10 protein-coding genes and 1 pseudogene are annotated in these 11,743 nt (G+C 44.9%); 10 read left to right on the top strand and 1 reads right to left on the bottom strand.

The window, feature by feature from the left end; translation table 11 throughout:
- The first annotated feature begins 4 nt into the window (after positions 1-4).
- The 8 genes from NYE35_RS25140 to NYE35_RS25105 all read left to right on the top strand — a co-directional run bounded on the left by NYE35_RS25140 (position 5) and on the right by NYE35_RS25105 (position 7,867).
- Entirely contained in the window at positions 5-967 is a 963-nt protein-coding gene (locus NYE35_RS25140) for a hypothetical protein (RefSeq protein ID WP_256718534.1), read from the top strand.
- A gap of 42 nt (positions 968-1,009) precedes the next feature.
- A complete protein-coding gene (rfbA, locus tag NYE35_RS25135) occupies positions 1,010-1,888 on the top strand; it encodes a glucose-1-phosphate thymidylyltransferase RfbA (protein WP_076224609.1) in 879 nt (292 codons plus the stop codon).
- 20 nt (positions 1,889-1,908) lie between these two features.
- Positions 1,909-2,469: a dTDP-4-dehydrorhamnose 3,5-epimerase gene (gene rfbC, locus NYE35_RS25130; protein WP_076224606.1), complete on the top strand. Its 561-nt coding sequence runs from the start codon at positions 1,909-1,911 to the stop codon at positions 2,467-2,469.
- Between the two features lie 28 nt (positions 2,470-2,497).
- Entirely contained in the window at positions 2,498-3,493 is a 996-nt protein-coding gene (gene rfbB / locus NYE35_RS25125; RefSeq protein WP_076215586.1) for a dTDP-glucose 4,6-dehydratase, read from the top strand.
- Between the two features lie 42 nt (positions 3,494-3,535).
- Positions 3,536-4,141, top strand: coding sequence for a YdcF family protein (locus NYE35_RS25120; RefSeq protein WP_176462653.1), 606 nt, complete (start codon positions 3,536-3,538; stop codon positions 4,139-4,141).
- Between the two features lie 842 nt (positions 4,142-4,983).
- On the top strand, positions 4,984-6,381 hold the full coding sequence (gene hemA / locus NYE35_RS25115) for a glutamyl-tRNA reductase (RefSeq protein WP_076105536.1): 1,398 nt from the start codon (positions 4,984-4,986) through the stop codon (positions 6,379-6,381).
- A 5-nt stretch (positions 6,382-6,386) separates the two neighbouring features.
- Complete coding sequence (gene ccsA, locus NYE35_RS25110; RefSeq protein ID WP_036685126.1) at positions 6,387-7,214, top strand: cytochrome c biogenesis protein CcsA; 828 nt, start codon at positions 6,387-6,389, stop codon at positions 7,212-7,214.
- A 5-nt stretch (positions 7,215-7,219) separates the two neighbouring features.
- Entirely contained in the window at positions 7,220-7,867 is a 648-nt protein-coding gene (locus NYE35_RS25105) for a precorrin-2 dehydrogenase/sirohydrochlorin ferrochelatase family protein (protein ID WP_076099451.1), read from the top strand.
- Between the two features lie 328 nt (positions 7,868-8,195).
- On the opposite strand, the pseudogene NYE35_RS31495 reads toward NYE35_RS25105, so the two are convergent.
- Positions 8,196-8,369: pseudogene (locus NYE35_RS31495) on the bottom strand (DUF1720 domain-containing protein); the annotation flags it as partial.
- A 404-nt stretch (positions 8,370-8,773) separates the two neighbouring features.
- On the opposite strand from NYE35_RS31495, the gene hemC reads away from it, so the two are divergent.
- Positions 8,774-9,727 (top strand): hydroxymethylbilane synthase, encoded by a 954-nt coding sequence (gene hemC, locus NYE35_RS25100; protein ID WP_036685130.1) that lies wholly within the window; start codon positions 8,774-8,776, stop codon positions 9,725-9,727.
- 5 nt (positions 9,728-9,732) lie between these two features.
- Positions 9,733-11,280, top strand: coding sequence for a uroporphyrinogen-III C-methyltransferase (gene cobA, locus NYE35_RS25095; protein WP_341031157.1), 1,548 nt, complete (start codon positions 9,733-9,735; stop codon positions 11,278-11,280).
- The last annotated feature ends 463 nt before the right edge of the window (positions 11,281-11,743 follow it).

Raw genomic sequence — 11,743 nt, 5'->3', positions numbered from 1 at the left:
AACGATGGATAGAATACTATACTGCTTTCTCATAATTGTATTTTTAGTTTTTGGTGTAAGAAATTATAAATTAATGATAGTAGCTGACTTGATAGGTAAATTAATCTCTTTATTGTATGCAATGTATTGTTGCAGGGATATTGTATTTCGTAGAATTTCAACTTTCTACTTTAGCTGGCGAGAAACCGCTAATAATATAAACATTGGGATAAAGTTAATGTTTGCGACTATAGCGAGCATGTTTATTATAGGGGTAATCCGTTTTGGAATAGAACGATCTTGGGATGTGTCAACTTTTGGAAAGGTATCTCTTACATTAAGTGTGTCTAATCTCTTGATGTTATTTATTAATGCTCTCGGGATAATAATGTTTCCGATTCTGCGGAGAACTGATGAAAAGAAACTGTCAAAGATTTATAAGACTATGAGAACCCTTTTAATGGTATGCTTGTTGGGTGTTCTAATAATATATTATCCATTTAAGGTAGTTCTAACAGCGTGGCTTCCACAGTATGCAGATAGTTTAAAGTTCATGGCTATTGTATTCCCCATGTGTGTTTACGAAGGTAAAACGTCACTATTGATAAATACATATCTAAAGACATTAAGAAAAGAAAAATTAATGTTAAAAGTTAATATAATAACACTAGTACTTAGCGTTATAATTACCATTTTAACTACAATAGTACTTAAAAATTTAAGCTTAGCAATAATGTCCATCGTAATTCTCTTAGCATTTAAATGTATATTCTCTGAAATTCTATTATCTAAAATACTAAGGATTTCAATCTATAAGGATATACTATTAGAATTATCTATGACCATTATATTTGTGTTGTCTGGATGGATGTTGAATTCATGGTTATCAGTTATAATATATGCCATGGCATATGTGTTTTATCTAGTTAGGAAAAGAAAAGATATTTCTAGCACAATTAAAAATGTAAAAAACTTTATAAAGATATGATATGAAACTTATATACAACTATTCAAGAGGAGTGACGACATTATGAAAGGCATTATCCTAGCAGGCGGCAGCGGTACACGCCTATACCCATTAACAATGGTCACAAGTAAGCAGCTTTTACCCATTTACGACAAGCCAATGATCTACTATCCACTATCCACATTAATGCTAGCGGGCATTAAAGAAATTCTTATTATTTCAACTCCAGAGGACACGCCTAGATTTGAAAGCTTATTAGGTGACGGTTCACAATTTGGTATTTCGTTACAATACATAGTTCAGCCAAGTCCTGACGGCCTAGCTCAAGCTTTTATTTTGGGTGAATCTTTTATAGGTGATGATTCAGTTGCCATGATCCTTGGAGATAATATCTACTATGGAAATGGAATGCGGAAGATGTTGCAACGCGCTTCTTCTAAAGAACAAGGAGCTACAGTATTCGGATATCATGTGCAAGATCCAGAGCGATTTGGTGTGGTAGAATTTAATGAAGAGGGCAAAGTGTTGAGCGTGGAGGAAAAACCAGCTCAGCCAAAATCTAACTATGCAATTACTGGTCTATATTTTTATGATAACAGAGTTATTGAGATTGCTAAGAACGTTGAGGTCTCTTCACGTGGAGAATTGGAGATTACCTCCATTAATGAAGCTTACTTAAATCTTGGTGAGCTTGATGTGGAACTTCTAGGTCGGGGATTCACCTGGTTAGATACAGGAACTCATCAAAGTCTTGTCGACGCAACTAACTTTGTACGGACTATTGAAGATCATCAAGGAATCAAGATCGCCGCTCCGGAGGAAATTGCATATATTAATGGATGGATTACTAAAGAACACTTGTGGAATTGCGGGGAGAAGTTAAGTAAGACGGGGTATGGTCAGTATTTGATGAAAGTAGCTACAGGTAAAATACAATACTAATAACTGAAAGTGTGGCAGTGATGAAAATTACAGAAACCTTATTGCAAGGCGTATTAGTCGTTGAACCGGCTGTTTTTGGGGACCACCGCGGTTGGTTTATGGAGACGTATAGCGGAGCTAAGTTTAAAGAGCATGGAATAGATATGGAGTTTGTACAAGATAACCAATCCTACTCTGCGACTAAAGGAACATTACGTGGTTTGCACTATCAATTACATCCCAAGGCACAGACGAAATTGGTTCGTTGTACACGTGGTGCTATTTTTGATGTAGCCGTAGATATCAGAAAAGGTAGTCCTACCTATAGTAAATGGTTCGGCATTGAACTGAATGCTGAGAACAAAAAGCAACTGCTGATCCCAAAAGGATTCGCACATGGATTCATGACGCTAACAGAAGACGTAGAGGTTCAGTATAAGTGCGATGAGCTTTATGCCCCGGAATGTGATGGGGGTATTCTGTGGAATGATCCTTCTATTGGCATCGAATGGCCTCTTCATATTACACCTGTATTATCTGCCAAGGATGAGAAGGCGCCTTTATTAAAAGAGGCTAATTTGAATTTTTTTTACAATAACTAATAAAGCTAATAGATCGGGAGTGCGTTCATTGAGTAAGCAAAAGATGCTGGTTACGGGTGGTGCCGGATTTATTGGAGGCAACTTTGTACAGTATATGGTAGATAAATATCCGCATTATGATATTGTGAATTTGGATTTGTTAACTTATGCGGGTGATCTAACGAAGCATAAGGATATTGAGTCTAAATCCAATTATCGGTTTGTTCAAGCTGACATTGCTGACCGGGAGGCAATATTGTCTCTTTTTGAGTTGGAAAAATTCGATTATGTTGTTCATTTCGCTGCGGAGAGCCATGTCGATCGCTCAATTACTGATCCTGCGATATTCGTTCGCACGAATGTTATGGGGACACAGGTACTACTGGATGCAGCTAAAAAATTCGGCATTACTAAATTCCTCCATGTCTCTACGGATGAAGTGTATGGCGAACTCGATTTTGATCCTACTGTATTTTTTACCGAAGAAACACCTTTGCAGCCTAACAGTCCTTATAGTGCTAGCAAAACAGCGTCTGATTTGTTAGTTCGTGCGTATTATGAGACCTTTGGTTTACCAATGAACATAACACGCTGCTCGAACAATTACGGCCCCTATCATTTTCCTGAGAAACTGATTCCACTAACCATTTCAAGAGTATTAAACGAAGAGAAGGTTCCTGTATACGGAGATGGAAAAAATATTCGCGACTGGCTCCATGTCTGGGATCACTGTGCGGCCATTGACCTTGTCGTGCACCAAGGAGTAAGCGGTGAAGTTTATAATGTAGGTGGTCATAATGAGAGAACTAATCTTGAAGTAGTTAAGACGATTATCAGTACCTTGGGGAAATCTGAAGATTTGATTGAATTTGTAACAGATAGATTAGGACATGATAAACGCTACGCCATTGATCCAACGAAACTTGAGAATTTAGGTTGGAAGCCAACTTATACTTTTGAGACCGGAATTGCGCAGACGATCCAATGGTATATTGATAATGCTGAATGGTGGCAACAAATCCTTAGTAACGAATTGCATAAGTGATTTATGCACGACTTAACGGTTAAGAAAAGAAAAGGTAATTTAATGAATAAAAGATTTGTCCTTTTCGTATGCTTGCTATTGCTAATTACTGGTTTATTCAGTGCAGGCCGTTTCTTAGCTCTATCTGAACCTCCCAAGCAAGCCGATGTCATCATCGTCCTAAGCGGAGGCCAAGGTCGTGTGGAGCAGGCAGCTGAGTTATATAAAGCAGGCTATGCGCCTTATATAATTCTTTCCAATGCTAAAGAGTCAACGAGTAAATCGGGTGATATGATCCAAACCGCCCTAGCTTTAGGCATACCACAGGACGTTATTTATACCGAGAACGCGGCGGATAGCACTTATCAGAATGCCGAGTACACTCTTCCTATAATGAAAGAATACGGTTTTAAATCTGCGATTGTTGTTTCCTCTGACTTTCACATGCGGAGGGTGAAATTTCTTTTTGGTCGTGTGTACAAAAAATCGGAGATTGAGCTGACGTATGTGGGTTCTGCATCAGGATATAACGCTAAACGCTGGTGGAGTGACCGAAAGAGTAGAGAAACAACGTTCAATGAGTATGTAAAAATGATCGGCAACACCTTTGGTTACAATGGTCCGGAGGCAAAAAGTACCCTTGATCAGATTAAGAACTGGTTTCGCTAATCTGCTGTAGAACGTTCACACTATAATCCGACAAAAACAGTTTTTTTCTTATCTTGGCTTAAGGCGCATTTACGACAAACAATATTGTTTAATAGTTTTATACTTATAACTATATCAATATTATTCTCGTGGGAGAGACGCCAAATGCCAAATTACTATTTTAAAGAAATATGGACGCCTTTAAAATTAGTGAATATTCGTTTTTATCTAGATGATGAAAATCGTGTTTGGGTTAAAGTTTGGTCTAAGCATCGGCGACTTCTAAAAAGAGTAGAGTCTACTATATAATTAATATTTTTGTCCAACTTCCGAGGTGATCTCATGAGTCAAGACAATTTAGTTTGTAAATCATGTGGGAATACTACATTCGCTAAAGGCGAAATGAGCAACGGATATGCTAACGTCATGCCTATTGGGAAAGCCTTCTCTTTTGGCTCACCAGTTATCTTCACATTTTGCAAAAGGTGTGGAGAAGTAGCGTCGATAAAAGTTAAGAAACCTGAGAAGTTTTAAGTCACTTAGCAGTGACTTATTTTTTTTGGAGAACGGACTTTTTGACGATTTTAAGAACTAGTAGGCCATAATATTTCATTCTCACTTCCACAACCTTATAAATTAGCTAAAAATAACTCATCCTAACCGTAGCGAACCTACGGTTTTTTATTTATAATAATTATTATCTGGATTTCATAAAGCGTTCAAAAAATCTGTAAAAAGTCTTATTTTCGTGTGATATACTTAACACAGTGTTTTGAGATGTTGTGAAAGTGAACGGTATGTAAGATATTAATTTATATAACTGGATTTCAGTAACTTATAGAGACTAGGATGGTGAACTATCGATGCACATCGTCGTCGTTGGCCTGAATTATCGTACGGCTCCCGTGGAGGTTCGGGAACAGTTTGCTTTTGCGGAAAGTGACCTTCCGGCAGCGCTCCATCAACTGATGAAGACGAAGGGTGTGCTAGAAGGGGTCTTAGTAGCTACTTGCAACCGTACGGAAATTTATGTGGTGATGGACCGCCTTCATATGGCTGGTTATTTCATCCGCGGCTTTATGGAGCAATGGTTTGGTGTGAAAAGCGAGCAATTTGCTCAGCATATGTATATTTATGAAGACGAACAGGCGATTGCGCATTTGTTCCGCGTGACCTGCGGTCTGGATTCCATGGTGATTGGGGAGACGCAGATCCTGGGACAGGTGCGGAGTTCTTTTCTCACAGCTCAGGCTGAGGGTGTAACTGGAACTTGGTTCAATCGGTTGTTCAAGCAAGCGGTGACGCTGGGCAAAAGAGCACATAGTGAAACGTCAATCGGCGAGAGTGCAGTATCTGTCAGTTATGCGGCTGTGGAGCTGGGCAAGCGGATTTTTGGCATGTTCACTGGGAAAAAAGTACTGATTCTCGGCGCCGGCAAAATGAGCGAGCTTACCGTGAAGCATCTATACAGTAGTGGTGCGGCAGAAGTGATTGTCGCTAACCGTACGCTGTCGCGTGCGATTGAATTGGCGGAGAAGTTCTCGGGTAAGCCGAGTACGATTGAAGATGCGTTAACAACTCTAAATGAAGTAGATATCGTGATCAGCTCAACAGGAGCAGATGGGTATGTGCTTACGGCTGATAAGGTAGCGCATGCTATGAAACGCCGCCCTTCGCGGCCGCTTTTTATGATTGATATTGCTGTACCACGTGATATTGATCCTGCGGCGGCAAATGTGCCGGATGTTTTTTTGTATGATATTGATGATCTGGAGGGCATTGTGGAGAACAATCTGGAAATGCGCCGAAGTGAAGCTGCGAAGATTGAAGTGATGATCAGCGAGGAAATGGATGAGTTCCAGCTGTGGCTCAAGACGCTTGGGGTAAGACCGGTGATCCGGGCGCTCCAGGATAAATCGAATACGATTCATGAAGAAACGATGGAGAGTTTGTTCAATAAGCTGCCCGAGCTGGACGAGCATCAGCGGAAAGTAATCCGCCGTCTGACTAAAAGTATCGTGAACCAGATGATGCATGATCCGATCAATGTAATTAAAGAGCTGTCCGGCGGTAAGCAGGGGAATGAAGCTCTTGATTATTTTTCCAAAATCTTTGCATTGCAGGAACAGCTCAAATCCGATTCAGATGATGGAGATATTGCCTCGGTTAAGGAGTCTAGTTCTGGAGAACGTACGGCTGGCAGCGCTGATTTTTCTGTGCCTAAGACGGCGCTTGCTCCGGCAGGCTTGCTGGGTGGGTGAATAATATGCAACTGCTGAACGGAATATATGATGCCGCTCTGCTGGTCTATGCCCTGAGCCTGCTGTTTGTTTTCTCGGATTGCCTTAAGAGGAGTCCGGGTGGGAAGCGGTTAGGCACGGGGCTTCTTGTTGTTGTGGGTCTTTTGCAAGTTGCAGGACTTGGAATTCGTTTCTCTCAGGAGAAAGGCCTGCCTATTTTCACACCTTATGATTTCTTGTTTTGGTTTGCGTTTAGTATTGTGCTGACTTCGCTTGCGGTGGCTTTTACACGTGGAGGCGAGTTTACGATTTTGCTGCTCAGTATGGCCGGGTTTAGTGTTTTTCTGCTTAATCGGGTGTGGCTGACGGCGGGTGGGCATACGCTTGAGACTTGGAGTGCGGTGTATGGCTGGCTGACGATGCATGTGATTTTGGCAAATATGAGTTTTGCAGCACTGACGTTAGGGACGGTTTTTGCAATATTGTACTTGTTCCTGCACACCAGACTCAAAAGCAAGAAATGGAGCGACCGGATCCGTCGTTTGCCGAACCTGGAGACTACAGATAAATACTCTTACACCGCTATTTTGGTGGGCACTCCTTTGCTGGGAATATCACTGGTGGTGGCTGGTTTATCTATAGTATCTGAGGGACGGACGCTTTTATTGAAGGATTTAAAAGTATTAACGACTCTTATCGGTCTTGGGATTTACATATTTTATATTATCTTTAAGAAGTCCGGGCGGAAAAGTGGAGTAAGTATGGCTCGCTGGGCGATTTTAGGATATGCTTTTATTATCTTAAATTTTCTGTTGAATTCTTGGTCTGATTTTCACGGTTGGAGCGGGGAGTGAGGGGCATGACGCGTTATTTACCCATAATGCTGGATTGTGAAGGGCAGCACTGTGTGGTTATTGGCGGTGGTGTCGTGGCTGAACGTAAGGTGAGTGGGCTGTTGGAAGCTGGAGCGGTGGTTAAGGTGATTAGTCCTTCTTTGACAGATTCGCTTGATTCTCTAGCTGAAAAAGGTCTCCTGATCTGGATGGACCGTACTTATGCTCCCGGAGATCTCCGTGGGGCCTTTCTCGTATATGCAGCCACTAACGATAGGGCGGTTAATGAAGAGGTTGCGCGGGAGTCTAGACGGCTTGGAATTCATGTAAATGTGGCCAGCCATGCCGAAGCGGGAAACTTTATCACGCCTGGAGTGGTTCGGAGGGGACGTTTGACGGTAGCTGTATCTACTTCGGGTGCTGGCCCGCTTGCGGCAACGAAGATCAAAAATGTGCTTGAAAAAGCGCTGGATGCGGCGTATGAGCCATATTTGGATTTTGTGCATGCCATGCGAACACGGATTAAGGAAAAAGAACCTTCTGCTGAAGTTCGTGGAAGGCTTTTGCGGAAGCTTGGGGCGCTGGATGTGTTGAACGAGATGAGCAAGGGTACCTTCATAGCGTGGAGCCCGGAGGATATGGACGCTTGGATTGCTGAGCAGCGGTTGGAGTAAAAGTGCGCATAGACACTGTAAAGATTAGAAAATTGGGTTAGATTAAGATATGAAGTGATGAGCGGTTGTTTGGGTAAACATAATGAATAGCTGAATTGGCTCGTAGTGGCTAGCATGGCGAAATGTACGGTATAAATACTGTTAAATTGGGTTGAAGTAACTGGAATGGCGAAATGTACGGTATAAGTACTGTTGAATTGGGTTGAAGTAGCTGGAATGGTGAAATGAACGGTATAAATCCCGTTGAATTGGGTTTAAGTGGCTAGGATGGCGGAATGTACGGTAAAAATCCCGCTGAAATGGGTTGAAGTAGCTAGAATGGTGGAATCTACGGTATAAATCCCGTTGAATTGGGTTGAAGTAGCTGGGATGGTGAAATGAACGGTATAAGTACTGTTGAATTGGGTTGAAGTAACTGGAATGGTGAAATGAACGGTATAAATCCCGTTGAACTGGGCTGAAGTAACTGGAATGGTGAAATGAACGGTATAAATCCCGTTGAATTGGGTTGAAGTAGCTAGTTTGGTGAAATGAACGGTATAAATACTGTTGAATTGGTATGAAGTGGCTAGGATGGCGGAATGTGCGGTATAAATACTGTTGAATTCGGCTGAAGTGGCTTAGAGGGTGGAATGAACGGTATAAATCCCGTTGAATTGGACTTAAGTAGCTGTGATGGCGGAATGAACGGTAACAATGCCCTCTAAACGAGCCACAGTCGCCGAAGGAGCCAAATGAAAGGCAAGAATGCCTCAGGTTGGTGGAAATCATCCGAAGTAGCGAATTCAAAGGCAATAATGCCTTTTTTAGAGTGAGAGTAGTTAATTGGTTAGTTTGGGTTTGGATTTCTAGTGCAAGGTTCTGTGGTGAAGAGTAAGAGGCGAACGTTACCAGGAGGAATGGACAATGCGTAAGGTTATAGTGGGAAGTAGACAGAGCGCGCTTGCGTTGACGCAAACGGGACATGTGATTGCTGATTTGGAGCGACTTAGCGAAGAGCATGGTTTTGGATTTACTTTTGAAGTGAAAAAGATCGTCACCAAAGGTGACCGCATTCTTGACGTTACTTTATCCAAGGTAGGCGGCAAAGGGTTGTTCGTGAAGGAAATCGAGCAAGCGATGCTGGAAAAAGAAATCGACATGGCGGTGCACAGCATGAAGGATATGCCATCCGAGTTACCGGATGGGCTGATCAATGGTGCTGTGCCGAAGCGTGTCGATCCGCGTGATGTTTTGATCTCTAACGGAGGCGTCTCGCTAGACGAGCTGCCTCAGGGTGCACGCGTAGGCACAAGCAGCCTACGCCGATCCAGCCAGCTTGCTGCGCTGCGGCCTGATCTGGTCATTGAGCCCGTGCGCGGCAACATTGACTCGCGGCTGCGCAAGCTGGAGAGCGGCGAATACGACGCAATCCTGCTGGCAGCGGCGGGGCTGTCGCGCATGGGCTGGCAGGATCGCGTGAGCGCCTACCTGCCGCCGGAGGTTTGCCTGCCCGCTGTAGGGCAGGGCGCACTCGGCATCGAGTGCCGCGCAGATGACGCTGACCTGCGGAAGCTGCTGGCGTTATACAACGATGCCGATACGGCGTTGACGGTAGCGGCGGAGCGCACGTTCCTTGGCGTGCTGAATGGCGGCTGCCAAGTGCCGATTGGTGCTCATGCGGTGCTTGACGCAGCCGCCAAAGCTGCTACCGCTGAGCACAAAGTAATCTCGTTAACGGGGATGGTGGGAACACCGGACGGTTCAACGATTTTGAAAGAAACTTGCACGGGGATTGACCCGGTACAGCTCGGCGAAGAAGTCGCTAAAAAGCTGATTGCAAGAGGAGCGGAGAAGATACTGTCAGACGTTAGGGGATGAGTGGATTGACGGGGAAGGTTTATTTGGTAGGTGCAGGTCCCGGGGACGCAAAGCTGATTACTGTGAAAGGCCTCGAGTGTATCCAAAAAAGCGACGTGCTGGTGTATGATCGCTTGGCAAGTCCTAGATTGCTAAAATGCATGAAACCCGGCGGGGAGAAGATTTATGTGGGCAAGCTCCCGGATCGCCACACGATGAAGCAGGAAGAGATTAATCAATTGTTAGTTGATTTGGCTTTACAGGGGAAAACAGTGGTGCGGCTTAAGGGTGGGGACCCTACGATTTTTGGCCGAGTGGGTGAAGAAGCGGAGCTGCTGCGCAAAAATGGGATCTATTACGAAATCGTACCGGGCATCACGTCAGCGATCAGTGTACCTGCCTATGCGGGTATACCTGTTACGCACCGCGATCATGCTTCTTCCCTGTCGATTATCACCGGGCATGAGAGTCCGGATAAACTGGATCATTCCATACATTGGGATAAAGTAACGAACGCCACGGGAACGTTAGTGTTTCTGATGGGCGTAGCTAAAATAGGTTATATCAGCGCTCAGCTGATCAAGCACGGGCGGCCGCCAGAAACACCAGTGGCACTTGTGCGCTGGGGCACCCGCGCGGATCAGGAGACGCTGACGGGAACCCTCGCCGATATTGAGGCGAAGGTGAAGGCGGCGGATTTTCAGCCGCCGGCAGTCATCGTCGTCGGCGACGTGGTGCTGCAGCGTGAGCAGCTGAAGTGGGTCGAGGCGATGCCGTTATTCGGCAAACGCATCGTGGTGACACGGGCTCGCAGCCAAGCAAGCGAGCTGGTGGATAGAATTGAAGAACTCGGCGGGGAACCCTACGAGTTCCCGGTGATCGAGACGATCATGCCGGAAGGGGCAGAGAAGAAGGCGAAGATTGCAGCGGCGTTTGGCGCGCTGGAATCGTACGACTGGGTATTCTTCACTAGCCCGAACGGCGTGGAGTTTTTTTGGCGCCACTTGGCGGAGCTGGGGGCGGACATTCGCGGGCTACACCGCGCGCGTATTGCAGCGGTGGGGCCAGGCACAGCCGCCGCGCTGGCGCAGCGCGGGGTGATCGCTGAGGAACTTCCGGCGAAGTTTCAGGCGGAAGGTCTGATTGAGACGTTCGGTCCCCAGCTGCTGCCGGGGCAGAACGTGCTTTTGCCGCGCGGCGATCTGGCGCGGGACTGGCTGCCGGACAAGCTGAGAGAGCTTGGCCTTCAGGTGACAGACGTGGATACTTATGAGACGGTTGTCACTGGTGAGGATGACGACGAGTTGTTGAAGCTGCTAGAGGAAGGTCGCGTACACGCGGTAACCTTCACCAGCTCGTCAACCGTGCGTAATTTCTTACACATCCTGAAACGGATGGGACTTGTAGATCCGCTCCCGCTACTTGCAAACGTGAAAATCGCCTGTATCGGCCCGTTAACGGAGCAGACTGCGGTAGACGCGGGACTGACACCAGGACTCTTGCCTGAAGAGGCAACCATAGATGGTTTGGTGCAGGAGCTCTGCCGCTGGAATGCGGAGACTCAGCTGCAGTAGCGCTCGGATCGAGGATAGAACGAAGCAATAGTTTACTGGTGAGCTTGACTTGTTTAGCTTACTTTCTGGTGGGAAGGTAGAAGCTGATTACTCTGCGGGGAGAGTAGTAGCTGTTCAACGGAGAAAGGCAGTGCCTGCTTAGAAATATAGCGCTCAGCTTATAATTAGTTACATTACAGGCTAGAGTTTTGTTCGTAGTTACTAAATAGTTGGTGGTTACATGTGAGTTGGTAGTTACTAAATAGTTGGTGGTTACATGTGAGTTCGTAGTTACTAAATAGTTCGTGGTTACATGTGAGCTGGTAGTTGCTAAATAGTTGGGTTTACGTGTGAATTGGTAGTTGAGTCTGCGCTTACATTTACTAATTGCATGTGTTGGTTTGCTCGCCGTTATATCTACGCTCAAAAGTGCCACATCGCAACCTTCAAGTAACATATAAATTGAACTCCGAAAGTAGTTACT

Source organism: Paenibacillus sp. FSL L8-0494 (genome assembly GCF_038003695.1).
Taxonomy (GTDB): domain Bacteria; phylum Bacillota; class Bacilli; order Paenibacillales; family Paenibacillaceae; genus Paenibacillus_AQ; species Paenibacillus_AQ odorifer.
The sequence above is the reverse complement of the archived record's forward strand: the minus strand, read 5'-3'. Positions and strand labels throughout refer to the sequence as shown.

What these genes read in the sequence shown, in the direction of transcription:
- NYE35_RS25140 (WP_256718534.1), top strand. Translation starts at nt 5, where the DNA reads ATGGATAGAATACTATACTGCTTTCTCATAATTGTATTTTTAGTTTTT.
- NYE35_RS25120 (WP_176462653.1), top strand. Translation starts at nt 3,536, where the DNA reads ATGAATAAAAGATTTGTCCTTTTCGTATGCTTGCTATTGCTAATTACT.
- hemC (WP_036685130.1), top strand. Translation starts at nt 8,774, where the DNA reads ATGCGTAAGGTTATAGTGGGAAGTAGACAGAGCGCGCTTGCGTTGACG.
- rfbA (WP_076224609.1), top strand. Translation starts at nt 1,010, where the DNA reads ATGAAAGGCATTATCCTAGCAGGCGGCAGCGGTACACGCCTATACCCA.
- rfbC (WP_076224606.1), top strand. Translation starts at nt 1,909, where the DNA reads ATGAAAATTACAGAAACCTTATTGCAAGGCGTATTAGTCGTTGAACCG.
- NYE35_RS25105 (WP_076099451.1), top strand. Translation starts at nt 7,220, where the DNA reads ATGACGCGTTATTTACCCATAATGCTGGATTGTGAAGGGCAGCACTGT.
- ccsA (WP_036685126.1), top strand. Translation starts at nt 6,387, where the DNA reads ATGCAACTGCTGAACGGAATATATGATGCCGCTCTGCTGGTCTATGCC.
- hemA (WP_076105536.1), top strand. Translation starts at nt 4,984, where the DNA reads ATGCACATCGTCGTCGTTGGCCTGAATTATCGTACGGCTCCCGTGGAG.